This window comes from Methylobacterium sp. 37f (assembly GCF_023093475.1).
In the GTDB taxonomy this organism is placed as follows: domain Bacteria; phylum Pseudomonadota; class Alphaproteobacteria; order Rhizobiales; family Beijerinckiaceae; genus Methylobacterium.
Genome location: NZ_JAGHKN010000012.1, coordinates 79,574 through 103,736, shown reverse-complemented (window position 1 = coordinate 103,736; position 24,163 = coordinate 79,574). Strand labels below are relative to the sequence as shown.

At 67.9% G+C, this 24,163-nt stretch carries 18 protein-coding genes; 7 read left to right on the top strand and 11 right to left on the bottom strand.

The features are described 5' to 3' along the window. Nucleotides 1–48 precede the first annotated feature (48 nt). From fmdA to urtA, 7 genes are all read right to left on the bottom strand, one after another. The gene (gene fmdA / locus J7U37_RS10675; RefSeq protein ID WP_247635691.1) at nt 49–1,278 is read right to left on the bottom strand and encodes a formamidase; all 1,230 of its coding nucleotides are present in this window, start codon (nt 1,276–1,278) and stop codon (nt 49–51) included. A gap of 114 nt (nt 1,279–1,392) precedes the next feature. Further along, nucleotides 1,393–2,409 carry an alpha/beta fold hydrolase gene (locus J7U37_RS10670; protein ID WP_247635690.1) on the bottom strand — a complete coding sequence of 339 codons (1,017 nt, stop codon included), beginning with the start codon at nt 2,407–2,409 and terminating at the stop codon, nt 1,393–1,395. An 11-nt stretch (nt 2,410–2,420) separates the two neighbouring features. Next, on the bottom strand, nt 2,421–3,110 hold the full coding sequence (gene urtE / locus J7U37_RS10665; protein WP_247635716.1) for an urea ABC transporter ATP-binding subunit UrtE: 690 nt from the start codon (nt 3,108–3,110) through the stop codon (nt 2,421–2,423). A 73-nt stretch (nt 3,111–3,183) separates the two neighbouring features. After that, a complete protein-coding gene (urtD, locus tag J7U37_RS10660) occupies nt 3,184–3,969 on the bottom strand; it encodes an urea ABC transporter ATP-binding protein UrtD (protein WP_056183903.1) in 786 nt (261 codons plus the stop codon). A gap of 8 nt (nt 3,970–3,977) precedes the next feature. Next, nucleotides 3,978–5,129: an urea ABC transporter permease subunit UrtC gene (gene urtC, locus J7U37_RS10655; protein ID WP_247635689.1), complete on the bottom strand. Its 1,152-nt coding sequence runs from the start codon at nt 5,127–5,129 to the stop codon at nt 3,978–3,980. 14 nt (nt 5,130–5,143) lie between these two features. Further along, nucleotides 5,144–6,070, bottom strand: coding sequence for an urea ABC transporter permease subunit UrtB (urtB, locus tag J7U37_RS10650; protein ID WP_056183900.1), 927 nt, complete (start codon nt 6,068–6,070; stop codon nt 5,144–5,146). 205 nt (nt 6,071–6,275) lie between these two features. Then, entirely contained in the window at nt 6,276–7,535 is a 1,260-nt protein-coding gene (gene urtA, locus J7U37_RS10645) for an urea ABC transporter substrate-binding protein (RefSeq protein ID WP_056184327.1), read from the bottom strand. A gap of 313 nt (nt 7,536–7,848) precedes the next feature. On the opposite strand from urtA, the gene J7U37_RS10640 reads away from it, so the two are divergent. Both J7U37_RS10640 and J7U37_RS10635 read left to right on the top strand, forming a co-directional pair. Beyond that, nucleotides 7,849–11,244, top strand: a complete 3,396-nt coding sequence (locus J7U37_RS10640) for an ATP-binding protein (protein WP_247635688.1) — start codon at nt 7,849–7,851, stop codon at nt 11,242–11,244. Next, nucleotides 11,237–12,145 (top strand): response regulator transcription factor, encoded by a 909-nt coding sequence (locus tag J7U37_RS10635; protein WP_056183896.1) that lies wholly within the window; start codon nt 11,237–11,239, stop codon nt 12,143–12,145. Before J7U37_RS10640 ends, J7U37_RS10635 begins: the two co-directional genes overlap by 8 nt. 299 nt (nt 12,146–12,444) lie before the next feature. Here J7U37_RS10635 and J7U37_RS10630 read toward each other — a convergent pair whose 3' ends face one another. Further along, a complete protein-coding gene (locus J7U37_RS10630) occupies nt 12,445–13,914 on the bottom strand; it encodes a PAS domain-containing methyl-accepting chemotaxis protein (RefSeq protein WP_247635687.1) in 1,470 nt (489 codons plus the stop codon). Nucleotides 13,915–14,342: 428 nt separating this feature from the next. Between J7U37_RS10630 and J7U37_RS10625 the strand changes: the two genes are divergently transcribed. The 4 genes from J7U37_RS10625 to opgC all read left to right on the top strand — a co-directional run bounded on the left by J7U37_RS10625 (nt 14,343) and on the right by opgC (nt 19,280). Continuing rightward, nucleotides 14,343–15,623 carry a major royal jelly family protein gene (locus J7U37_RS10625; protein ID WP_247635686.1) on the top strand — a complete coding sequence of 427 codons (1,281 nt, stop codon included), beginning with the start codon at nt 14,343–14,345 and terminating at the stop codon, nt 15,621–15,623. Between the two features lie 112 nt (nt 15,624–15,735). Beyond that, nucleotides 15,736–16,722, top strand: a complete 987-nt coding sequence (locus tag J7U37_RS10620; RefSeq protein WP_247635685.1) for an SMP-30/gluconolactonase/LRE family protein — start codon at nt 15,736–15,738, stop codon at nt 16,720–16,722. 35 nt (nt 16,723–16,757) lie between these two features. After that, the gene (locus tag J7U37_RS10615) at nt 16,758–17,930 is read left to right on the top strand and encodes a major royal jelly family protein (RefSeq protein ID WP_247635684.1); all 1,173 of its coding nucleotides are present in this window, start codon (nt 16,758–16,760) and stop codon (nt 17,928–17,930) included. A 135-nt stretch (nt 17,931–18,065) separates the two neighbouring features. Further along, nucleotides 18,066–19,280 carry an OpgC domain-containing protein gene (opgC, locus tag J7U37_RS10610; RefSeq protein ID WP_082507843.1) on the top strand — a complete coding sequence of 405 codons (1,215 nt, stop codon included), beginning with the start codon at nt 18,066–18,068 and terminating at the stop codon, nt 19,278–19,280. Between the two features lie 10 nt (nt 19,281–19,290). Here opgC and ccmB read toward each other — a convergent pair whose 3' ends face one another. From ccmB to J7U37_RS10595, 3 genes are all read right to left on the bottom strand, one after another. Next, the gene (gene ccmB / locus J7U37_RS10605; RefSeq protein WP_200935841.1) at nt 19,291–19,956 is read right to left on the bottom strand and encodes a heme exporter protein CcmB; all 666 of its coding nucleotides are present in this window, start codon (nt 19,954–19,956) and stop codon (nt 19,291–19,293) included. Beyond that, nucleotides 19,956–20,612 carry a heme ABC exporter ATP-binding protein CcmA gene (gene ccmA, locus J7U37_RS10600; protein WP_056183888.1) on the bottom strand — a complete coding sequence of 219 codons (657 nt, stop codon included), beginning with the start codon at nt 20,610–20,612 and terminating at the stop codon, nt 19,956–19,958. Before ccmA ends, ccmB begins: the two co-directional genes overlap by 1 nt. An 83-nt stretch (nt 20,613–20,695) precedes the next feature. After that, nucleotides 20,696–21,154, bottom strand: coding sequence for a TraY domain-containing protein (locus J7U37_RS10595; RefSeq protein WP_247635683.1), 459 nt, complete (start codon nt 21,152–21,154; stop codon nt 20,696–20,698). A 301-nt stretch (nt 21,155–21,455) separates the two neighbouring features. On the opposite strand from J7U37_RS10595, the gene acnA reads away from it, so the two are divergent. Then, on the top strand, nt 21,456–24,155 hold the full coding sequence (gene acnA, locus J7U37_RS10590) for an aconitate hydratase AcnA (RefSeq protein ID WP_056183884.1): 2,700 nt from the start codon (nt 21,456–21,458) through the stop codon (nt 24,153–24,155). The last annotated feature ends 8 nt before the right edge of the window (nt 24,156–24,163 follow it).

The window sequence follows — 24,163 nt, the reverse complement described above, 5'->3', positions numbered from 1 at the left end:
CCCACAAGGGGGAGGGGGCTTCGCGCCGATTCGGGCGCGACCCGGCCCTCAAAGATCGGGCGAGAGCGGCATCTGGATCGAGCCGTCGAGGAACTTCGTCGGACCGTCCGCACCCGGATTGATGTCGAAGTCGAAGATCTTGGTCGGAATCCACAGGGTGGCGCAGGCGTTCGGGATGTCGACGACGCCCGAGATGTGGCCCTGCACCGGCGCGGTGCCGAGGATCGAGTAGGCCTGGGCGCCCGAGTAGCCGAACTTCTTCAGGTACTCGATGGCGTTGAGGCAGGCCTGGCGATAGGCCACCGTCACGTCGAGGTAATGCTGCTTGCCGTACTCGTCGACGGAGACCCCCTCGAAGATCAGGTGGTCGTCGAACTTCGGTGTGATCGGCGACGGCTTGAAGATCGGGTTCTTGATCCCGTACTTCGACATGCCGTCCTTGATCAGGCTGACCTTGAGGTGGACCCAGCCCGCCATCTCGATCGCGCCGCAGAAGGTGATCTCGCCGTCGCCCTGGCTGAAATGCAGGTCGCCCATGGAGAGCCCGGCCCCCGGCACGTAGACGGGGAAGTAGATCTTCGAGCCGCGCGACAGATCCTTGATGTCGCAATTGCCGCCGTGCTCGCGGCCCGGCACCGTGCGGGCGCCCTCGGCGGCCGCCTTGTCACGGACCTCGCCCTTGAGTCGACCCATATGGGCGGTGGGCGCGAAGGGGAGGGTGGCCAGAGCCGGCACCCGGTTGGGGTCGGTGTCGAACAGGGCCTTCTCGCGGGTGTTCCAGGTCCCCAGCATCTTGGGATCGGGCAGGCAGCCGATCAGCCCCGGATGGATCAGGCCGGGGAAGCGCACGCCGGGGATGTGGCGCGACTGGGTGAACATGCCCTCGAAATCCCAGATCGATTTCTGGGCCTGGGGGAAATGTTCGTCGAGGAAGCCGCCGCCGTTCTTCTTGGAGAAGAAGCCGTTGAAGCCCCACTGGCTCTCGGGCTTGGCGCCGATGTCGAGGAGGTCGACCACCAGGAGGTCGCCCGGCTCGGCGCCCTCGACGCCGATCGGGCCGGACAGGAAGTGCACGATCGACAGGTCGATGTCGCGCACGTCGTCGGCCGAATCGTTGTTCTTGATGAACCCGCCGGTCCAGTCATAGGTCTCGACGATGAAGTCGTCGCCGGGCTTCACCATCGCCACCATGGGGATGTCGGGGTGCCAGCGATTGTGCACCATGTCGTTGTCGTAGGCCGATTGGGTCAGATCGACCTTGATCAGGGTCTCTGCCATCGTCACGTGCTCCCTTCCCTGGGTGAGGACATGCGTCCCCGTTCGCGCCGGCGGTCCGATCCTCCGGCGTGCGATGTGGCGGTGATCGTCGGGCCGGTCCGGCCCCGGTCTCCGTCAGCGTGCGAGCAGCTCCTTGAGGGCCGCATCGAGTGTGGCGATGTCGTCGGGGCTGGTGCCCGGCCCGCCGGCGAAGTGGCCCCACCAGGTCTCGATGACGCGCAGCTCCGCGTTCGGCATGGCCGCCGCCTCGATGGCGTTGTCCTCGGGGGGAAAGTACAGGTCGGTTGAGGCCGGCATCAGGATCGCCCTGGCGCGGATGGCCCCGAGGGCGGCCTTGAGATCGCCGTTGAAGCGGTCGTTGGCGCTGATGTCGCCGTTCTGCCAGGTCCACAGCATCGCCAGCAGGTCGTTGGCGTCCCGGGTGTAGAACAGACCTTCCCAGAACCCGACCAGAAAATCCTCGAGCGAGGCGTAGCCCATATGCGTCTTGTCGGCCTCGATCCGGTAGAACGTCTGCGACAGGCCCCAGCCGGCATAGACCCGGCCGAAGGCGCGCAGGCCCCGGTTCGGCGGGCTTGTGTACCAGCCCTCCGCGTAGGCGGCGTCGGCCTGGAGCGCGGCCTTGGCGCCTTCGAGGAAGACGAAGTTGTGCCGGGAGCACTTGGCCGAACCCTGAAACGGCAGGATGCGGGGTACCATGTCGGGGTAGAGGGCGCCCCAATGGTAGGTCTGCAGGGCGCCCATCGACCAGCCGGTCACCAGCACCAGCGTTTCGATGCCGAAATGCTCGGTGACGAGGCGGTGCTGGGCCGTGACGTTGTCGTAGGCCGTGACGTTGGGGAATCTTGGCCCGTTCCAGGGCGCCGGCGTATTGCTCGGCGAGGACGACAGCCCGTTGCCGAACATGTTCGGGATGATGATGAAGTACCTGTCCGGGTCGAGGGCCTTGCCGGGACCGATCAGCCATTCGTTCTCGGTGTGCTGGCCCGAGTACCAGGTCGGGTAGACGATGGCGTTGTCCTTGGCGGCATTGAGGGTGCCGAAGGTCTTGTAGGCGAGCCGGGCATCGCGCAGCGTCTTGCCGCACTGGAGGACGAAGTCACCGAGCTCGAAGATCTCGTAATCGACCATTCCGACCTCCGTCAGACCGAGAGGAAGCGCGCGACCTGGGACTCGTCGATGTCGGCGCGCAGGGACTCGTGCACGATCACGCCGTTCTCGATGACCAGAACCCGGTCGGCGACGTCGAGGGCGAAGCTCAGCACCTGCTCGGAGACCACGATGGAGAGGCCTCGGTCGTCTCGGATCTTCTTGAGGGTGCGGCCCATCTCGCGGATGATCGAGGGCTGGATGCCCTCGGTCGGCTCGTCGAGGAGGAGGACCTTGGGCCGGCTCGCCAGCGCGCGGGCGATGGCGAGCTGCTGCTGCTGGCCGCCCGAGAGATTGCCGCCGCGCCGGCCCTTCATCTCCAGCAGCACCGGGAACATGGTGTAGAGATCCTGCGGCACCCGGCGCTCGTGGGTGACGGTCAGCCCCGTCTCGATGTTCTCCTGCACGGTCATGGCCGAGAAGATCATGCGGCCCTGCGGCACGTAGGCGAGACCGCGTGCCACGCGCTGGTGGCTCTTCAGGGCGCCGACATCCGCACCGTCGACCCGGATCGAGCCGGATTTCACCGGCACGATCCCCATCAGGGTCTTCATCAGCGTGGTCTTGCCCATGCCGTTGCGGCCCATCACGGCGACGATCTCGCCGGGCGCCACCGCGATGTCGAGGCCGTGCAGAACCTCGCTCTGGCCATAGGCCGAATGCAGGTCGCTGATCGCCAGCATCGGCTGGACGCCACCCTGACGATGAGGCGCGGGGGAGGAGGCAGGCGCGGTCTGGAGCATGAGCCTGTTTCCCTCAATGGCCGAGATAGACTTCGATGACCTTGGGGTCGTTCTTGACCCGCTCCATCGACCCCTCCGACAGGACCTTGCCCTGGTGCAGCACGGTGACCCGGTGGGCGATGTCCTCGACGAACTTCATGTCGTGCTCGATCACCAGGACCGAGCGGCCTTTGATGATCTCGTTGAGGAGTTCGGCGGTCTTGATGCGCTCCCCGACGCTCATGCCGGCCACCGGCTCGTCGAGCATCAGCAATTCCGGGTCCTGGATCAGCAGCATGCCGATCTCGAGCCACTGCTTCTGGCCGTGGCTGAGGAACTCGGCCCGCTCCAGGAGCTGGTCCTTAAGGAAGATCATGCTGGCGACCTCCTCGATGCGGTCGCGGACCTGGGCGTCGCGCTTGAAGGTCAGCGCCCCGAACACCGAGCGGCCGCGCGGATAGGAAATCTCCAGGTTCTCGAAGACGGTGAGGTCATCGTAGATCGACGGCGTCTGGAACTTGCGGCCGACACCGGCCAGCACGATGGCGCTCTCGGACAGCTTGGTCAGTTCCTGGCCCTTGTACTTGATCGAGCCGGAGCTGGCCTTGGTGCGGCCGCAGATGAGGTCGAGCACCGTGGTCTTGCCGGCGCCGTTGGGACCGATGATGACCCGGATCTCGTTGGGATCGACGTAGAACGAGACGTCGTTGACCGCCTTGAAGCCGTCGAACGAGACGGTGAGGGATTCCACCGCCAGCAGGAAGTCCTTCTCGGCCGGATCGGCGCCGATGAGGTGCGAGGGCAGGATGGCTGCGTTCATCGGAGATCCTACTCGGCCGCGTGGGACAGGGCGACGGCGGGCGCGGGCTCGAGAGCCTTCACGCGCCGGGTCAGGCGGGGCTCGACATAGGTGCGGTAGATGCCCGCCAGACCGTTGGGGAAGGCCAGCACCACGAGGATGAACAGGCCGCCGAGGCCGAACAGCCAGAGTTCCGGGAAGCTCTCCGAGAAGGTGGTCTTGGCCCAGTTGACCAGGAGCGTGCCCCAGACCGCGCCGAACAGGGACAGGCGCCCGCCGACGGCGGCGTAGATCACCATCTCGATCGACGGCACGATGCCGACGAAGGAGGGCGACATGAACCCGACCTGGAGGGTGAACATCGCGCCCCCGATGGCGGCGAACACAGCCGCGAGGCAGAACGCGAAGGTCTTGAAGCTCGCCACCTGGTAGCCCGAGAACCGGACCCGGTCCTCCTTGTCGCGCATGGCGAGCAGGATGCGCCCGAGCTTCGACTTCTTCACGGCCTGCGCGAACAGGATGCAGGCGACGAGCAGGCCGGCGTTGACGAAGTAGAGGATGTTGTGGGCGCTGTCGGTGCGGATGTCCCAGCCGTGCAGGGTGCGCAGATCGGTGATGCCGTTGATGCCGCCGGTGTAGCCCTGCTGGCCGACGATCAGGATCGTCAGGATGGCGGCGATGGCCTGGGTGATGATGGCGAAGTAGGTGCCGCCGACGCGGCGGCGGAACATCGCCGTGCCGATGACGAAGGCAAAGAAGGCCGGCACCACCAGCACCGCGATCAGCGTGAAGGGCAGGCTGCTGAAGGGCTTCCAGAACCACGGCAGTTCGGTGATCTGGTTCCAGTCCATAAAGTCGGGAATGCCCGGGGTCGACTGGATCTTGGTATTCTCGACGCTGGACGCTTCGAGCTTCAGGTACATGGCCATCAGGTAGCCGCCGAGGCCGAAGAACACGCCCTGGCCGAGCGAGAGGATGCCGCCGAAGCCCCAGCAGATGACCAGGCCGAGGGCCACGAACGAATAGGTCAGGTACTTGCCGACGAGGTTGAGCCGGAAGGCGTCGAGCAGCATCGGCAGCAGGATGAAGATGACGCCGACGAGGAGCGCCAGGCTCACCCATTCCATCGGCTTCATGAACGGGTTGTCGTTGACGATCGTCTTGGGTGTGGAGCGGGTCATGACGTTCAGGCTCCTCAGCGCCGGACCTTGAGGGTGAAGAGGCCCTGGGGCCGCAGCATCAGGATGCCGACCACCGCCAACAGCGTGAGCACCTTCGCGGTGGAACCCGAGAGGAAGAATTCGAGGGTCGATTGCGTCTGCGAGATCGAGAAGGCGGACGCGATGGTGCCGAGCAGCGAGGCGGCGCCGCCGAACACCACGATCAGGAAGGTGTCGACGATGTAGAGCTGGCCGGAGGTCGGCCCGGTCGAGCCCACCATGGTGAAGGCCGAACCGGCGATACCCGCGATGCCGCAGCCGAGGCCGAAGGTGAGGCGGTCGACCCGTTCGGTATCGATGCCGACGGCGCCCGCCATGGCGCGGTTCTGCACCACGGCGCGAACCTGGGCGCCGAAGCGCGAGCGGTACATCAGGAGGGCGACGCCGACGGTGATCAGCGTCGTGATGGCCATGACGAACATGCCGTTGATCGGGATCTCGATGGTGTCGGTGACCTGCACCGAGCCGATCAGCCAGGACGGCAGCTCGACGCCGACCTCACGGGCACCAAAGATCGAGCGGTAGGCCTGCTGCAGGATCAGCGACAGGCCCCAGGTGGCCAGCAGCGTATCGAGCGGGCGCTTGTAGAGGTGGCGGATCAGGGCCCATTCCACCAGCATCCCGAGCGCCCCCGAGGCCAGGAAGGCGAGCGCCATCGCGATGAAGAAGTAAGCCGGGAACAGGGCCGGCAGTTGGGTCTGGAAGAAGCCCGAGCAGAGATAGGTCATGTAGGCGCCGAGGATCATGAACTCCCCGTGCGCCATGTTGATCACCCCCATCTGGCCGAAGATGATCGCCAGCCCGAGCGCCATCAGCACGTAGACCGAAAACAGGATCAGTCCGGCAAAGCCCTGCATCGCGAAGATCGCGCCGAGATCACCGAGCGAGTAGTCACCGAACATGGGTCCGTTCTCCGAAGGATGCCGCGCGTGTCGTGCAAGCATCAGGCCGTCGCGGACAGACGCGCCCTCTCACGAGACGCGCTCCCTCCCCCTCATGGAGGGGTAGGGGTGGGGGTGGCGCCGCCAGCCTCCGCCGGTCGAGGGTCACCCAACCACCCCCACCGCCAACTCCTCCCCACAAGGGGGAGGAGGGCACGTTGGAGCCCTACTGGTAGCCCTTGGGGAACGGGTCGGGCTTGATCAGTTCGGGGCTGGTGTAGACGATCTCGAACTGGCCATCCGGCAGGGCCTTGCCGACGCGGGTCTTCGACCAGAGGTGGTGGTTCGGATCGACCCGGACGTAGCCTTCCGGCGCGTCCTTGTATTCGAGCCCCGGCGAGGCGGCGACGACCTTGTCGACATCGAACGAGCCGGCCTTCTCGCAGGCCATCTTCCACAGGTGGGGCCCGAGATAGGCGGCCTGGGTGACGTCGCCGATGACGGTCTTCTCGCCCCACATCTTCTTGAAGGCGGCGACGAAGGCCTTGTTGTTCTCGTTCTCGATCGACTGGAAGTACTTCATGCAGGAATAGGCGCCGGCGATGTTGTCGCCGCCGATGCCGTCGATCTCGTCTTCCGTCACCGAGATCGTCAGGAGGATCTGCTTCGACAGGTCGATGCCGGCGGCCTTGAGCTGCTTGTAGAACGCCACGTTCGAGCCGCCGACCACGTCGGCGAAGATCACCTTCGGCTTGGTGAGCTTGATCTTGTTGATCACCGAATTGAACTGGGTGTGGCCGAGAGGGAAGTACTCCTCGCCGACGACCTTGCCCTTGAGCACGTTCTCGACGTGCTTTCGGGCGATCTTGTTCGAGGTGCGCGGCCAGATGTAGTCCGACCCGATGAAGAAGAACGAATCGCCGCCCTTCTCCTTGTGAACCCAGTTGAGGCCGGCGAGGATCTGCTGCGTGGCTTCCTGGCCGGTGTAGAAGACGTTCTTGGACTGCTCCAGGCCCTCGTAGAAGGTCGGGTAGTACAAGAGGCCGTTATACTGCTCGAACACCGGCAGCGCGGCCTTGCGGGAGGCCGAGGTCCAGCAGCCCATCACGGCGGCGCAATGGTCGTTGACCAGGAGCTTCTTCGCCTTCTCGGCGAAGGTCGGCCAATCGGAGGCGCCGTCCTCCTGGATGATCTTGATCTTGCGGCCGAGCACGCCGCCCGCCTCGTTGATCTGCGAGATCGCGAGCTTCTCGGCCTGAATCGAGCCGGTCTCGGAGATCGCCATGGTGCCGGTGGCCGAGTGCAGGATGCCGACCGTCACCTCGGTGTCGGTCACGGCGAGGCCGGTGGTGTTCACCGCCGACGTCGCCGGTCCCGCCGCGAAGCTCATGCGCGGCATCAGGGCGATCGCCGGAGCGCCGGCGAGCCCCATCAGAAGCCTGCGCCGCAGCGCCGATTGCAGGCCCTTGCCCTTGTCCTCTGCCATCGTGCCCAAACCCCTGTCGGTCGTCGCGCGGCGCTCGGGACGGCCGCGGATCGACGGAGCGGAGGCTAGGCTGCAGGGTGCCGTGCGGCCTATACGCTGTATTGCGTATGTCGGAGCCCGGCGCACAGGCCCATGCTGGTGAACTTGCTCGCGCGAGTCCGTGGCCCGGACCGCGCCGTCCGAAGCGCCGGGCCGCGCCCGGCATCGGGGCACGGTCCTTGCTAAGCTGGGGACGACGGACCGCCATCGTCACGGACGGGCCGGGATGCCGCGCCATCCCCCGTGCCGCATGATACCGTCCACCCCGAAGACGATGACCGAGCACCAGCGTATCCTGCCGATCCGGCGCGACTACAATCGCCTCGTCGCCGACGAGACGCTGGAGGATTATGCGCTCCGCTTCACCGCCAAGAAGGCGCGGCGGTGGTCGGGCTTCCGGGTCGCCCAGACGGCGCTCGGCTCCCTCTCGTTCCTGGCCCTGGAGGCGATCGGCGGCACCCTGGTGCTGAGTGTCGGGTTCACCAACACCCTGGCAGCACTCCTGCTGGTGAGCGCCATCATCTTCGCCACCGCGACGCCGATCAGCCTCTACGCCGCCCGCTACGGCGTCGACATCGACCTCCTCACCCGGGGCGCCGGCTTCGGGTATATCGGCTCGACGGTGACCTCGCTGATCTACGCGAGCTTCACCTTTCTGTTCTTCGCCATTGAGGCCGCCATCATGGCCCTGGCGCTGGAGCTGTGCTTCGGGCTGCCGCCGAGCCTCGGCTACCTCGTCAGCGCCCTCGCGGTGATCCCGCTGGTGATCTACGGCATCGCGATGATCAGTCGCTTCCAGCTCTGGACGCAGCCGGTCTGGATCGTGCTCAACCTCGTGCCGCTCGCCTGCATCGCCTTCGCCGGGGACGCGCCGGTGGCGACCTGGCTCGACCATCCGGGCAGCGACGGCCTCGGCGGCTTCGATTGGCCCCGCTTCGGTCTCGCCTCGGGCATCCTGCTGGCGCTGCTGGCCCAGGTCGGCGAGCAGGTCGACTTCCTGCGCTTCGTGCCGGAGCGCGAACCCGGCCGTTCGGCCCGCTGGTGGGCGGCGGTGCTGGGTGCCGGCGGCGGCTGGATCCTGCCCGGGATGCTCAAGATCCTGCTCGGCTCGTTCCTCGCCGTGCTCGCCCTCGCGCACGGGGTGCCCGCCGAGCATGCCGCCGAGCCGACGCGGATGTACGCGGTGGCCTTCGGCTACGTGGTCTCCCCCGGGGTCGGCGCCGTGGCGCTGATGACGCTGTTCGTGGTGGTGTCGCAGCTCAAGATCAACGTCACCAACGCCTATGCGGGCTCCATCGCCTGGTCGAACTTCTTCTCGCGCCTGACGCATAGCCACCCGGGCCGGGTCGTCTGGCTGGTGTTCAACGTCGCCATCGCGCTCCTGCTGATGGAGCTCGGCATCGACAAGACCATCGCCAGCACGCTCTCGCTCTACGCCGTGGTGGTGTCGGCCTGGGTCGGCGCGCTCGCGGCGGACCTCGCCATCAACAAGCCATTCGGCCTGTCCCCGCCCGGCATCGAGTTCAAGCGCGCCCATCTCTACGCCATCAATCCCGTCGGCACCGGCGCCATGGCGCTGGCGATCCTCACGGGGTTCGTGGCCCATGCGGGCTGGATCGAGGGGATGGCCGTGCCGTTCGCGCCGCTGCTGGCGCTGACCGTCGCCGTCGCGGGGGCGCCCGCGATCGCGCTCGCCACCGGCGGGCGCTACTATCTCGCCCGAACTCCGCGGACCGACTGGCACGGTGCGTCCGGAATCACCTGCCGCGTCTGCGAGCACCCGTTCGAGCCGGAGGACATGGCCCAGTGCCCCGCCTACGCGGCTCCGATCTGCTCCCTGTGCTGCTCGCTCGACGCCCGCTGCGGCGATCTCTGCAAGCCGCACGGGCGCCTGGAGGCCCAGGCCCAGGCGGTGCTCGCGCGCGTCGCCCCGGCCCGCACCGCCGCCTGGATCGGCGCGCCGCTGGGGCGCTACCTCGCGCTGATGCTGACGCTGGTGGCGGCGATCGCGCTGATCCTCGGTATCGTGCATGCGGGCGCCAGCGCCGAGCATCCCGAACACCGCGCGGTGCTCGGCGCGGCGCTGACCAGCGTGTTCCTGATCCTCATCGTGATCCTGGGCATCGTCGCCTGGCTGTTCGTTCTGGCGCAGGAGAGCCGGCGGGTCGCCCTCGAGGAGACTGCGCGCCAGACAGGGCTCTACCAGGCCGAGATCGAGGCCCATAAGATCACCGATGCCAAGCTGCAGCAGGCCAAGGAGACGGCGGAGGCCGCCAATCTCGCGAAAAGCCGCTACGTGGTCGGCATCAGCCACGAGTTGCGCACGCCCCTGAACGCGGTGCTGGGCTACGCGCAGCTGCTGGAGGGCGACCCCAGCATCCCGGCCCCGCGCCAGAACGGCATCCGGGTCATCCGGCGCTCGGCCCAGCACCTGTCGGGCCTGATCGACGGCCTCCTCGATATTTCCCGGATGGAGGCGGGTCGCCTCCAGATCCACCGCAACGAGGTACGTCTCGCCGACTTCCTCGACCAGATCGTCGACATGATCCGGCTCCAGGCGCAGGGCGCTGCCCTCGATTTCCGCTTCACCCGACCCGAGGCCCTGCCGGCGGTGGTCGCCACCGATGAGAAGCGTCTGCGCCAGATCCTGCTCAACCTCCTGTCGAACGCGATCAAGTTCACCCCCGCCGGCACGGTCACCCTGGATCTGACCTACCGCAATCAGATCGCGGTGTTCACGATCAGCGACACCGGCCTCGGCATCCGCCGGGACGATCTGGAGCGCATCTTCGAGCCGTTCGAGCGCGGCTCGCTGGCGGCCGCGCGCTCGACGCCCGGCACCGGCCTGGGGCTGACCATCGCGCACCTGCTGGCCCAGGTGATGGGCGGCGAGATCACTGTCGAGAGCGAGGTCGGGCGCGGCACCCGCTTTCGCGTGCGCCTGATGCTGGCCTCGGTGGCCCGGCCGAAGCCCGTTCTGGCCGCACCCGCGAGCGCGCCGGTGCGGGCCTATGCGGGCGCCCGGCGCACCATCCTGGTGGCCGACGACGATGCGGCCCATCGCGGGCTGATGCGCGACATCCTCGAACCCCTCGGCCTGGTGGTGTGGGAGGCCGGCGACGGCCCGGCCTGCCTCGCCCTGGCGGAGACCCGGCCGCCGGACCTGTTCCTCCTCGACATCGCCATGCCGGGCATGAGCGGCTGGGTGCTGGCCAAAGCGCTGCGGGAGGCCGGCCACACCGCCCGCATCGCCATGATGTCGGCCAACGTCCACGAGATCAGCCCCGTGCGGGGTGACGACGCGCCCCACGACGCGATCATCGCCAAACCCTTCGACCTGCGCGACTTCCTTGAATGCGTCACCGGCCTGCTCGGCCTCGCCTGGACCGCGCAGGAGCCTCCCGGGATCGACGCCGCCGCACCGACGCCGGAGGCGTCCCCGGCCCCGCGGCCCGGGCAGGTGGCCGATCTCCTGCGCCTCGTGCGGATCGGCCACGTGCGCGGGATCGAAGCCAAGCTGGCCGAGATGGAGGCCGAGGCGGACGCCCCGATGGCCTTCATCGTGCAGATGCGGGGCCTCGCCGCCGCCTTCGACCTGCGCCGGGCCCGCACCGTGCTGGAAGCCCTGAGCCCTCCGCAGGACGTGGCGGAAGGCGTGTCGGATGTCTGAAGCCCAGCGCGACATCGTCCTCGTGGTGGACGATTCCCCCGAAACCCTGAGCTTCCTCACCGAGGCGATCGAGCGCTCGGGCGCCACCGTCCTGGTGGCGGTGGCGGGCGACCTCGCCCTGGCGCTGGTCGACGAGATCACCCCCGACGTCATCCTGCTCGACGCGATGATGCCCGGCATGGACGGGTTCGAGACCTGCCGTCGCCTCAAGGCGAAGGGCCATCTCGCCCACGTGCCGGTGATCTTCATGACCGGCCTGTCGGAGACCGAGCACATCGTGAAGGGCCTGGAGGCCGGCGGCGTCGACTACGTGACGAAGCCGATCGCCCCCGACGAGATCCTGGCCCGCATCCGGGTCCATCTCGCCGGCGCCCGTGCGGCCCAGAGCGCGCGGGCGGCCCTCGACACCACCGGCCGCACCCTGTTCGCAGTGGACCGCGACGGCGCGGTCCGGTGGTGCACGCCCCAGGCCGCGCGCCTGCTCGGCGGGGTCACCGAGCCCGGCGCGCCCCTGGGCCTGCCGCCACAGGGCGGGGCCTGGCTAAAGGCCTGCCTGGGGGGCGCGTCCACCGCCCCTCTGAGCCTCGTGGACCGGGCAGGCACCGCCTACACCTTGAGCTTCATCGGCGGCACCGGCGACGAGATCCTGCTGCGGCTGGCCCGGGACGGCACCCAGGCCGGCCTGGAGCGCCTGCGCCTGCGCCTGCGCGTCACTGGGCGCGAGGCGGAGGTGCTGCTCTGGCTCTCGCGGGGCAAATCCAGCCGCGACATCGGCGAGATCCTGGGCTTGAGCCCCCGCACGGTGACCAAGCACCTCGAGGGCATCTACGAGAAGCTCGGAGTCGAGAATCGCACGGCTGCGTCAGTCATCGCCGCACGCCACCTGCAGGATCTCGATTGAGGGTCTCCCGGTCGGGCCGTGGGCCGGATATTTGTGCGGTCGGCCCTCGCTTTGGCGCGGCGGCACCCGATCTATCCCATGAGAGACAGCTGGGAGCTTCGCAATGAACTGGATGACGTGGTTGGTCGGCCGTTGCGTGGATCTCACGGAGCGCGTCGTCCCGGGTCTCGACCGGCGTGAGCCGGGCCGAACGGGTGGGACCCAGAGCCTGCGGGGCCGGGTCCGGGGTTCAGGCTCGGAACCGACTGTGATCCAGCCGGCAATCGGAGCCCGGCCGGATTGACGGGCGGCACGTCCGCTCAGGCGAGCGCCCGGGCGGCGGCGCCGGCCTTGCGCACGGAGCCGTCGACATCGTGGGCGGCCTGGGCGATGCCGTCCATGCTCTGTCGGACCTGCTCGACGCTCTGAGCGGCGGTCTGCATGTTCACCGACATGTCGCGTGTCACCGCCGCCTGTTCGGTGACCGCCGACGAGACGCTGAGTGAGATCTCGCTGAGATGCGCGATTGTGCGGGCGATGGCCTCGATGGCGTTCACCGCCTGGCTGGTGGAGGTCTGAACCGCCGCGATCTGGGTCCCGATCTCCTCCGTTGCCCGCGACGACTGGTTGGCCAGGGCCTTCACCTCGCTGGCGACCACCGCGAAGCCCCGGCCGGCCTCGCCGGCGCGGGCGGCCTCGATGGTGGCGTTGAGCGCAAGCAGGTTGGTCTGGTCGGCAATCGAGCGGATCACCGAAACCACTTCGCCGATCTTGGTTGCGGCCGAGGTCAGGCCCGCGACGATCCCGCCGGCCTCTTCCGCCCGGATCACGGCCTCGTCGGAAGCGGCCTTCGCCTCGACGGCGTGGCGATTCAATTCCTCGATCGAGGCCGAAAATTCCTCGGCACCGGCCGCCACGGCCTGCACGTTGCCCGAGGTCAGGGCCGCGGCCTCGGCGGTGGTGCTCGCCTGGCGGCTGACCTCGGCGATGGAGTCGGTGATGCCGCCGAGGTCCCGGTCGATGGCGCGCTGGCCCTCGAGGCGGCGGAGGCGATCGGCGACCTGATGGGTCACGTCGTTGGCGAACTTGACCACCGCCACGGGCTTACCGTCCGGACCGAGGACCGGATTGTAGGCCCCGTAGATCCAGACCTCGCGTCCGCCCTTGGCCATGCGGCGAAACTCGCCGGCCTGGTACTCGCCGCTGGCGAGCGCCTTCCAGAAGGCCGCATAGGCCGGCGTGTCCCGGTCCTCGGGCGCCATGAATTGCCTGTGGTGCCGACCCTTGATCTCGTCCAGGGTATAGCCGAGCGCGGCGAGGAAATTCGGGTTGGCATCGGTGACGAGGCCGTCGGGCGTGAAGTGGATCACCGCCTGCGAGCGGTTGATCGCCGCGATCTGGCCCTCGTAGGCCGCGTTGCGCCGGGTCTGCTCGGTGATGTCGGTCGCGAACTTGACCACCTTCACGGGCTTGCCGTGCCGGTTGAGGATCGGGTTGTACGACGCCTGTATCCACCGGCTGCGCCCGTCCTTCGCGATCCGGCGAAACTCCCGGCTCTGGAACTCACCCCGGCGCAGGCTGTCCCAGAACTGGCGATAGGCGACGGTCTCTCGCTCCTCGGGCGCGACGAACAGGCTGTGGTTCTGGCCACGGACCTCGTCCAGCGTGTACCCGACCAAGTCGAGGAAGATCTTGTTCGCATCGCGAACCGTCCCATCCATTTCGAACTCGATCCGACCCTGCGATCGATCGAGTGCGGCCAAGGTGGCGCGAAGACTTGATCCCAGCATGTGGTCTTCTCTTACCCGGTCGGCGAAGCGAAAGGCGTCGCCAAATCTATCCCCGGCGCACCGTACCATATGGGAATTATAATTGTAAAATTCGTATTAAAAACAATAATCATTCCGCTGTTCTCGGCGTATGAGCTGTCTTTCGTTGAAATTCGACATTGCCTGGCCCAATCCCCCGCCCGCCGACGATAGGGTCGGTTGCAGGTGCGGGCTTGTAGTTGGGGGGCATTTCTCGGCGCGGGGCTTGCCGGTTCCCGTGCCAAGGCTGGCCCGCGTCCGGGGCCGTGACATCCGGCCGGACCTGCAACCGCGGCGTTTCGGGATGAACCTTGCCGGAATGAACCTTGCCGGAATGAACCTTGGCCGCCCCCTCGTGCGTTAGGCCGTCGATGACCCATTCCGATTCGAGCCGCACGAAGAGTCGATCGATGCCCCGCCGCACTTCCGTGACGATCAGATCCGCAGACGCCCGGCGGAAAGGCGAAGTCCTGCGCACCGCGCTCTGCGCCGTCGCCCTGGCGAGCCCGCTGCTAGCATCGCCAAGCCGGGCGCAGACCGCGCCGGTTGCACCCGCTCCGACTGCCACAACCCCGCCTGCCGCGACCCTCACCAAGGTGGCGAGCTTCGAGCATCAGGTGACCGGCGTCACCGTCTCGAAGGACGGACGCATCTTCGTCAACTTTCCGCGATGGACCGAGGACACCGAGGTATCGGTGGCCGAACTCAAGGATGGCAAGCTGGTGCCGTTCCCGGACGCGGCCTGGAATTCCTGGCGCAACGCCAAGAAGGACGAGGTCACGGCCAAGGACCATTGGGTCTGCGTCCAGAGCGTGGTCGCCGGTCCCAACGGCAATCTCTGGGTGCTCGATCCGGCCGCCCCCGCCATGGCGGCCCTGGTGCCCGGCGGTGCCAAGCTGGTCGAGATCGACCTGAAGACCAACCAGCCGGCCCGCACCATCGCATTCGACGACAGCGTGGCGCCCCAGGGCTCCTACCTCAACGACGTGCGCTTCTCCCCCGACGGCAAGACCGCCTACCTCACCGATTCCGGCGCCCGGGGCGCTCTGGTGGTGGTCGACCTCGACAGCGGCCGCGCGCATCGGGTGCTCGACGGCGATCCCGCGACGCAGCCCGACCCAAGCGTCACCGTGACCTATGACGGCAAACCCCTGCGCCGCCCGGACGGGCGCGGCGTCGAGTTCGCGGCCGATGGCATCGCTCTCTCCCCCGACGGCAAGACGCTCTACTGGCAGGCGATCAAGGGCAAGACGCTCTACAGCCTGCCAACCGAGACGCTCGCCGGCAGCATCACCACGGCGCTGATGCCGGCGGCCCTCGCGGACAAGAGCGTGGCCGGCCGGATCGAGCCCGTGGGCGAGAACGGCCCGGCGGACGGGCTGATCATCGCCCGCACCGACGGCCGGATGTACGTGACGTCGCCGCAGGATGATTCGATCAAGGTCCGCGACCTGTCGGGCAAAGGGAACAGCCTGAGCACCGTCGTGCAGGACAAGCGCCTGCGCTGGCCCGATACCTTCGCGGAAGGACCGGACGGCACGCTCTACGTCACGACCTCGCACATCCAGGACTCGGCCTTCTACAAGCCGGACGCGCCGGCAGCCCTGCCGACCGAGTTGTGGAGTTTCAAACCCACGGCCGTGGAGGCGACCGGCGCGACAGGCGCTCCCGCGACCCCCGCCCCGCGCTGAGGCCTGTCACCCCGAGGCCTATCAACCCGAGGATTGGCGCACGCCGAGGCCCAACGCATCGGCCGGCGCCAGCCGGTGCGTCCCCTTGCCCTTCCAACCGTTCCGGAACCGGATGCCGACGATTCGACGACGCACGTTCCTCGGCACCGCTCTGGCGGCGGTTAGCCTGTCGGCCACCCGCGTCGCGGCTGCGCCGATCCTGCGCAGCGACGACCCGCGCTTTTCCGCGGTGGTGGCGCCTGACACGCCCCTGCGCACCCTCTACGCGGCCGGGCGCTGGTGCGAGGGCCTGTGCTACGCACCGGCCCTCGGCGGCCTGATCGTCAGCGACGTTCGGGCCAACCGGATGCTGCGCATCGGCGACGATGGCGCAACGCAGGTCTTCCGCGATCCGTCGAACAACGCCAACGGCAACGCCCTCGACGGCGAGGGCCGGCTCGTCACCTGCGAGCACCGGGGCCGGCGCGTGGTGCGGCGCGAGCCGGATGGGCGCCTCACGGTGCTGGCGGAGACCTATGAGGGCCGGCCGCTCAATTCCCCCAACGATGCCGCCCTGGCGCCGGACGGCGCGATCTGGTTCACCGATCCGGTCTTCGGCATCACCATGCCGGACGAGGGCCTGATGGCAGCACCCGCCCAGGCAGCCCGGCGGGTCTATCGGATCGATCCCGGCTCCGGGCGGGTCGAGTCGATGACCGACGCGGTGGGGCAGCCCAACGGGATCGTGTTCAGCCCGGATGGCACACGCCTCTATGTCAGCGACACCAGCGCGGCCCTGAAGAACCCCGAGGGCGCCCGGACGATCCTGACTTTCCCCGTCGAGCGGGGGCGCCGGCTCGGCAACCCCCGGGTGTTCGCCACCGTGGAGGCCGGCGTTCCGGACGGGCTCGCGGTCGATGCCGGGGGCCGGCTCTACGCGGCCTGCTTCGACGGCGTGCGGGTGTTCGATTCCGACGGGACCCGGCTGGGCCGCATCGCCACCGCCACCGATGCCGCCAACGTCGCCTTCGGGGGACCGGACGGCAACCGCCTGTTCATCGGCGCCGGCCCGATCGTCCACGCCATCGACCTCGCGGTCCGCGGCCCCGCCCGGGGCTGACCCGTCTCATCTCCCGTCCGAACCGGAACCCCGCCATGACGCTCGCTCGCCGTGATCTCCTCGCCGCCGGCCTCACCGGCGCGGCGGCTCTCTCCCTCGGATCCGAAGCGCGGGCGGCGGCGGAGGCGCCGGTCACCACGGAACGCACCACCGGCGGCCTCGAACTCGCCTTCACGGCGGATGCGCCCTCGACCCCCACGGGCCTCGCCATCTCGGCGCAGGGCCGGCGCTTTGTGATGATGCCGCGCTTCGACGCGACGGTGCCCTACACGCTGGGCGAAGTGCTGCCGGACGGCGCGGTCCGGCCCTATCCGGACCTTGCCACCAACCAGCCCGACCCGGATCAGCCGCAGGCGCGTCTGTTCCACGTGCCCAACGGCGTCTTCGACCGCGACGATACCCTGTGGTGCCTCGATGCCGGCCTGCCGGACGGCTCCGGCCCGCCGGTGAAGGGCGGCGCGAAGCTCGTGCAGATCACCCTCTCGGACAACCGTATTCGTCGGGTGGTGCCGCTGGACGCGGGTATCACCCCGACCTCCTCGCTCAACGATCTGCGGGTGGACATTCGCGACGGGTACGCCCGGGCCTACATCACCGATCAGGGCCAGGACGGGGAGGGCGCCATCCTGGCGGTCGACCTCGCGACGGGCCGAGTGGTGCGACGCCTCGCGGGCCACGCCAGCACCAAGTCGCAGAAGGGACTCCTCAAAATCGTCGAGGATCGTGCCGTGGTGCAGCGGAAGGGGGACGGGCCGCCGCGCCCGGTCCAGGGCGGCGCCAATGGCATCGCCCTCAGCCCGGACGGTCGTCGCCTTTACTACGCGCCCCTGATCGGACGCCGACTCTACGCGGTGGAGACCGCCGCGCTCCTCGATCCCGAGACCAGCGATGCCGGGGTGGCGGCCGGGGTCGAGGACCTTGGCGAGAAGGGCATGACCGGTGGTCTCACCACCGATTCGAAGGACCGGGTCTACCTCGCCATGCAGGAGTTCAACGCGGTCGGCCGCCGCGATCCCGACGGCACCGTCACCCTCATCGCCTCGGACCCGCGCCTGATCTGGGCCGATACGTTCTGGATCACGCCCGATCGCTGGCTCCACATCTCGTCCGCCCAGGTGAATCGGCGCCCGGAATACAACGTCGGCCAGGATCTCCAGAAACCGCCCTACGCCATCCTGCGGATGCGCATCGACGCCGACCCGGCCTGACCGCCCAAGGCAGTCCCTCGGGATGGCGAAGCCGGCGAGTAAAACCAGTCGGGCGCAATGCACTCATGGGTTGCAACACACCCTTAAGACTCATCCCTTATCACGGACTCGTGACACAGGCGGCAGGGTCGGGAGATGCAGCAGCGAAGCACGACGATCGACGCAGTCCGGGGGATCTGCCTCGTCAACATCTTCGTCAATCACATCGAGAACGGCTATCTTACCAACCTGTCACCTTCGGGGCTCGGATTCTCCGACAGCGCAGACATCTTCGTGCTGCTCAGCGGGATTTCTGTTGCGTTGGCAGCCCGGCAGACCGAAGCACGCTGCTTTGGGGAGATCGTCGTACACCTCTGGCGGCGCGCAGCCTACATCTATGGGTTTGAGGTCCTTCTCGTTCTGGCAACCCTGGGTCTCCTCTCGGCGATCTTTGCCCTCCGCGGCGTGGAAGGGATTCATGCCCCGGAGACGCGTCTGCTTCGGGATTACGGCCTTCGCGACCTCCTCTGGCACGCGCTGACGATGAGGCAGACGGTCGGATACTCGTCCGTCCTGCGCCTCTACGTCGCCCTGATGCTGCTGGCGCCTTTCCTGCTCCGTCTGGCCGCCTGGCGTTTCTGGGCACCGCTGCCCCTGGGGCTCCTGATCTGGATTCCGGCCGGTCACTTCGCATGGGTCATCCCGAACAGCCTGACGGGTGCGCCTTTCGCCCTGACAATCTTGCCCTGGACCCTGCTGTTCGCGATCGGGATCGTGGTCGGTCAGGGTATGATCCGCGGCATCGTCCTGCCACACAGCCGGCTCATCACCTGCGTCGCCTTCGCCTTTCTGGCGACCTACCTGATTATCGTCGTTGTGCTGGGCAACATCTGGCCTGCCGTTCACCAATGGGTCACGACGCGCAACGACCACTTCTGGCTCGGCGCGAGCAAGACCTATCAATCCCCTCTCCGGGTCCTGCACGTTCTGGCGCTCGCCTACCTGGTGATGGCATTGCCGAACGCGCCGCTGATTCGCCTGCTGCATCAGATGCCGCGCAACCACCTTCTCGCCCGTCTCGGCTGTCGATCTCTGCCTGTCTTCACCGGTGGCGCTCTCGGGAGCGTCATCGCCAGTGAGGGGCTTGATCTCGCGGCGATCCCACTCAGTGGTGCATGGCTTCCAATGCTCCTCCTTGAGGCCTCAGCGATCGCCCTGTTCGTCGCCCTCGCGCTGCAGCGCGATGGTCACCGGGGCAGGATCTTACAGTGGTTCGCCATCCTACGCCCGCGTCGCGATCGATGCCGTACCGAATCAGCTTGCAGGGAAGAGCCGTCCGCACCGATTCGACCGCAGTTCGTCCTTGGCTGAACGCAGACGCCTATTCCGACCAGCGCAGGGCCGCGGCGGCGGCCAGGGTCCCGATCACGCCCGCGATCAGGCTGAGGGCGCACAGAATGGCGAGCGGCGTTGTGAAGGGTACGGTACCACCGAGGGCTGCTTCGCTCGCCGAGACGCCGAAGATCAGCGTTGGGATCATCAGCGGTAGCACCACCACCGCCAGGATCAGCCCGCCGCGACGGATCGAGGCGGTGAGCGCCGCGCCGACCGCGCCCACGAAAGTCAGCGCCGGGGTTCCCACGAGGAGGGTCAGGGCGGTCGCCGCCATCGCCCGGCCGTCGAGGGCGACGAGGAGGCCGAACAGGGGCGAGGCGAGGGCGAGCGGCAGGCCGGTGGTCAGCCAATGGGCCAGCACCTTGGCGAGCACGATGCCCTCCAGGGGGGCCGGCGAGCCGGTCATCAGGTCGAGGGAACCGTCCTCCTCGTCGGCCTGGAATAGCCGGTCGAGGCCGATCAGGGTCGAGAGCACGGCGGCGAGCCACAGGATCGCGGGGCCGATCCGGGACAGCAGGTTGAGATCCGGGCCGAGGGCGAACGGCACCAGAGCGACGATCATCAGGAAGAACACGAGGGAAAGCGCCCCCGACCCACCGACCCGGGCGGCCAGCGCAAGGTCGCGGGCGACGAGGGCCTTCAGCGCGCGCATCACCACCACACCTCGTCGGCTGCGACCGTGGACCGGGCCGCGCCCGGTGCGGTGGTCCGGGGCGCCTCGATTCGCAATTCCTGCGCGTCCTCCAGGCCGAGAGGCTGATGAGTCGCCGCGATGACGAGGCCGCCCTCGGCCCGGTGGCGTGCCATCATCCCGGCGAGGACCGCCTGAGAGGCCGTATCAAGGGCGGCCGTCGGCTCGTCGAGGAGCCAGAGCGGGCGCCGGCAGACGAGGAGGCGGGCCAGGGCCACGCGCCGGCGCTGGCCGGCGGAGAGATAGCCGACCGGCAGCCGCAGGGCGTGGCCGAGGCCGAGTTCCTCCAGGGCGGCGCGGGGGCTCGCGGTCGGTGCGCCGAGGAGGTCGCGGGCGAAGGCAAGGTTCTCCTCGGCCGTGAGCGGACCCTTCAGGCCGTCGCGATGGCCGACCACGTGCAGGCATTCCGACAGGGTCGCCTCGCCGACCTCCCGCACCGTGACCGTTCCGGACTCGGGCTTGAGCCGGCCGGCCAGCACCGCCAGCAGCGTCGACTTGCCGGCGCCGTTGCGGCCCGTGACCATCAGGGCCGCGCCGGGGCCGAGTTCGAAGGACAGGTCCGAGAAGATGCGGCGGCCTGAGCGGCGGACGGCGAGATCTTGGGCGGTCAGCCGCACGGGGGGTCCTGCATCATGAGCCCGGGATTTTGAGCCTCATCGAACCGGCTACCGGTCGACGTCGCGCCGATGGCCGATCTTGATCACGAGGATGCGCAAGGCGTCGTCCGCGATCGTGGCAATTCCGCGAAAGTCACCGATCGGTATTTCCAGATATTGCCCAACCGAGAGCCCTTCAGGGCTTCGCCAATGGCACGCGAATCGTCCAGTGGCGAGACCCGGTGGCGCAGAAAGCCCAGGATGCGCCTGACCGCCTCACGGTCGAGCTTGGCGAGTTCGCGTTCCACGGAACGCGCGAACGCGCGAACGCGATCCGCCACGCCATAGCGCGACAGCACGTCTTCGAAAGGCATGGTGTCGCTTTCGCCGCTTCGGACGGCCGCGAGGTGCTGCTCGGCGGCCTTGAGGTTCTCCAGGTGCGCGAAATTCTCCAGATGCTCGAGGATGGCATCGCGCGCGTGGTCGTCCTTGCTCCGGCCGGTACGCCGCTCCAGGGCCTTCAGACGGTCTTCGATCTCGAGCGGCCGGCGCAGGGCGAGCATCGGAGGCCCCTTCGCGGGATCAAAGTCCAGCGTGGGCGCCCTCCGCTGGTGAAGGTACGACCGAACAGAACCGTAGCACTGTCAGCCCCCCGGTAGCGGCCAGTTTCGAAGTGTTCTATAACGCGCGCAGGCTGCGCCGCGCGAGTTTCAGGGCGTCCAAATCGCTCTTCGCGCATCATCCTCACTCGGGCACCCCCGGGGCGGCGCGCGCTTCACAGCGCTCCCAGCCGAACACGTGTTTTCGTGGCGCAGGTTATGCCTGCGCGTGTTCGACCAACCGCTCGCGAGGAAATATAACGCCGTGGCATCGCTCGACAGCTTCCAGTCCCGCCAGACCCTGACGGTCGGCGACAAGGCCTATACTTACTACTCGATTCCGCATGCCGAGAAGGCCGGCCTCGCCGACGCCACCGCGCTGCCCTTCTCCATGAAGGTGCTGCTCGAGAACCTGCTGCGCTTCGAGGACGACCGCTCGGTCAAGAAGGACGACATCTCGGCCACCGTCGCCTGGCTCGGCAACAAGGGCAAGACCGAGACCGAGATCGCCTTCCGCCCCTCCCGCGTCCTGATGCAGGACTTCACGGGTGTGCCGGCCGTGGTCGACCTCGCCGCCATGCGTGACGCCATGGTCGCGCTCGGCGGCGACCCCCAGAAGATCAACCCGCTGGTGCCGGTCGATCTCGTGATCGACCACTCGGTCATCGTCGACGAGTTCGGCACCCCGAAGGCGCTGGCCGACAACGTCGCGCTCGAATACTCGCGCAACGGTGAGCGCTACACCTTCCTCAAGTGGGGCCAGTCGGCCTTCGACAATTTCTCGGTTGTCCCGCCCGGCACCGGCATCTGCCATCAGGTCAACCTGGAATACCTGTCGCAGACCGTGTGGACGAAATCGGAAGACGGCACCGAGCTGGCTTATCCGGACAGCCTCGTCGGCACCGATTCGCACACCACCATGGTCAACGGCCTTGCCGTGCTGGGCTGGGGCGTCGGCGGCATCGAGGCCGAGGCCGCGATGCTCGGCCAGCCGCTCTCCATGCTGATCCCGGAAGTCGTCGGCTTCAAGCTGTCGGGCAAGCTGCCCGAGGGCACCACCGCCACCGACCTGGTGCTGACGGTCACGCAGATGCTGCGCAAGAAGGGAGTCGTGGGCAAGTTCGTCGAATTCTACGGCCCCGGCCTCGACGACATGGCGGTGGCCGACCGTGCCACGATCTCCAACATGGCCCCGGAATACGGCGCCACCTGCGGCTTCTTCCCGATCGACCAGAAGACCATCGATTTCCTCACCGTCACCGGCCGCGCCGACGACCGGATCGCCCTGGTCGAGGCCTACGCCAAGGCGCAGGGCATGTGGCGCGACGCACAGACCCCCGATCCGGTCTTCACCGACACTCTGGAGCTCGACATGGGCGACGTGCGCCCATCGCTCGCCGGCCCCAAGCGCCCGCAGGACCGGGTGCTTCTCGACGGTGCCAAGCCCGGCTTCGCCGCCTCCATGGAGACCGAGTTCAAGAAGGCCGCGGACATCGCCCGGCGCTACCCGGTGGAGGGCGCCAATTTCGACATCGGCCACGGTGACGTGGTGATCGCCGCCATCACGAGCTGCACCAACACCTCGAACCCCAGCGTGATGATCGGCGCCGGCCTGCTCGCCCGCAACGCGGTGGCCAAGGGCCTGCGCTCGAAGCCCTGGGTGAAGACCTCGCTGGCACCCGGCTCCCAGGTGGTGGCCGAGTACCTGGAGAGCGCCGGCCTGCAGACACCCCTCGACGCCCTGGGCTTCAACCTCGTCGGCTTCGGCTGCACCACCTGCATCGGCAACAGCGGCCCCCTGCCGGCCCCGATCTCGAAGGCGATCAACGACAACGACGTCGTCGCCGCCGCCGTGCTGTCGGGCAACCGCAATTTCGAGGGCCGGGTGAATCCCGACGTGCGGGCAAACTACCTCGCCTCGCCCCCCCTGGTGGTCGCCTACGCGCTCGCCGGCTCGATGCAGATCGACATCACCACCGAGCCGCTGGGCACGGGCTCGGACGGACAGCCCGTCTACCTGAAGGACATCTGGCCCTCGACCGCCGAGGTGCAGGAATTCATCGAGGCCAACATCACCTCGACCCTGTTCAAGTCGCGCTATGCCGACGTGTTCGGCGGCGACGATTACTGGAAGGCCGTCGAGGTCACCGAGGCCGAGACCTTCAAGTGGGATTCGACCTCCACCTACGTGCAGAACCCGCCCTACTTCGTCGGCATGCAGAAGACGCCGGCCCCGGTGGAGGACGTCATCGACGCCCGCATCCTCGGCCTGTTCCAGGACTCGATCACCACCGACCACATCTCGCCGGCGGGTAACATCCGGGCGAATTCTCCGGCTGGCGCCTACCTGCAGGAACACCAGGTCCGGGTGCAGGACTTCAACCAGTACGGCACCCGCCGCGGCAACCACGAAGTCATGATGCGGGGCACCTTCGCCAACATCCGCATCAAGAATCAGATGGTGCGCGACGCGTCCGGCAACGTGGTCGAGGGCGGCTGGACCCTGTTCCAGCCCACCGGCGAGCGGATGTTCATCTACGACGCCGCGCAGAAGTACCAGGCCGAGGGCACGCCGCTGGTGGTTTTCGCCGGCAAGGAATACGGCACCGGTTCATCGCGCGACTGGGCGGCGAAGGGCACCAAGCTGCTCGGCATCCGCGCCGTGGTGGCCGAGAGCTTCGAGCGCATCCACCGCTCGAATCTCGTTGGCATGGGCATCGTGCCCCTGGTCTTCCAGGGCGAGACCTCCTGGGCCTCGCTGGGCCTGAAGGGCGACGAAACGGTCTCGATCCGGGGCCTGTCGGGCGAATTGAAGCCGCGTCAGACCATGATCGCCGAGATCACCTCCGCCGACGGCACGAAGCGGGAGGTGCCGTTGACCTGCCGCATCGATACCCTCGACGAGCTCGAATACTTCCGCAACGGCGGTATCCTCCCTTACGTGCTGCGCTCGCTCGCGGCGTAAAACTCCCC

Bases quoted from the DNA above. Each gene is read 5' to 3' on its own strand.
- urtD (WP_056183903.1), bottom strand. From the start codon at position 3,969: ATGAACGCAGCCATCCTGCCCTCGCACCTCATCGGCGCCGATCCGGCC.
- urtB (WP_056183900.1), bottom strand. From the start codon at position 6,070: ATGTTCGGTGACTACTCGCTCGGTGATCTCGGCGCGATCTTCGCGATG.
- ccmB (WP_200935841.1), bottom strand. From the start codon at position 19,956: ATGCGCGCGCTGAAGGCCCTCGTCGCCCGCGACCTTGCGCTGGCCGCC.
- J7U37_RS10640 (WP_247635688.1), top strand. From the start codon at position 7,849: ATGACCGAGCACCAGCGTATCCTGCCGATCCGGCGCGACTACAATCGC.
- J7U37_RS10620 (WP_247635685.1), top strand. From the start codon at position 15,736: ATGCCGACGATTCGACGACGCACGTTCCTCGGCACCGCTCTGGCGGCG.
- opgC (WP_082507843.1), top strand. From the start codon at position 18,066: ATGCAGCAGCGAAGCACGACGATCGACGCAGTCCGGGGGATCTGCCTC.
- J7U37_RS10615 (WP_247635684.1), top strand. From the start codon at position 16,758: ATGACGCTCGCTCGCCGTGATCTCCTCGCCGCCGGCCTCACCGGCGCG.
- urtA (WP_056184327.1), bottom strand. From the start codon at position 7,535: ATGGCAGAGGACAAGGGCAAGGGCCTGCAATCGGCGCTGCGGCGCAGG.
- urtC (WP_247635689.1), bottom strand. From the start codon at position 5,129: ATGACCCGCTCCACACCCAAGACGATCGTCAACGACAACCCGTTCATG.
- J7U37_RS10625 (WP_247635686.1), top strand. From the start codon at position 14,343: ATGCCCCGCCGCACTTCCGTGACGATCAGATCCGCAGACGCCCGGCGG.
- fmdA (WP_247635691.1), bottom strand. From the start codon at position 1,278: ATGGCAGAGACCCTGATCAAGGTCGATCTGACCCAATCGGCCTACGAC.
- J7U37_RS10630 (WP_247635687.1), bottom strand. From the start codon at position 13,914: ATGCTGGGATCAAGTCTTCGCGCCACCTTGGCCGCACTCGATCGATCG.
- J7U37_RS10595 (WP_247635683.1), bottom strand. From the start codon at position 21,154: ATGCTCGCCCTGCGCCGGCCGCTCGAGATCGAAGACCGTCTGAAGGCC.
- J7U37_RS10670 (WP_247635690.1), bottom strand. From the start codon at position 2,409: ATGGTCGATTACGAGATCTTCGAGCTCGGTGACTTCGTCCTCCAGTGC.
- urtE (WP_247635716.1), bottom strand. From the start codon at position 3,110: ATGCTGGCGATCAGCGACCTGCATTCGGCCTATGGCCAGAGCGAGGTT.
- J7U37_RS10635 (WP_056183896.1), top strand. From the start codon at position 11,237: ATGTCTGAAGCCCAGCGCGACATCGTCCTCGTGGTGGACGATTCCCCC.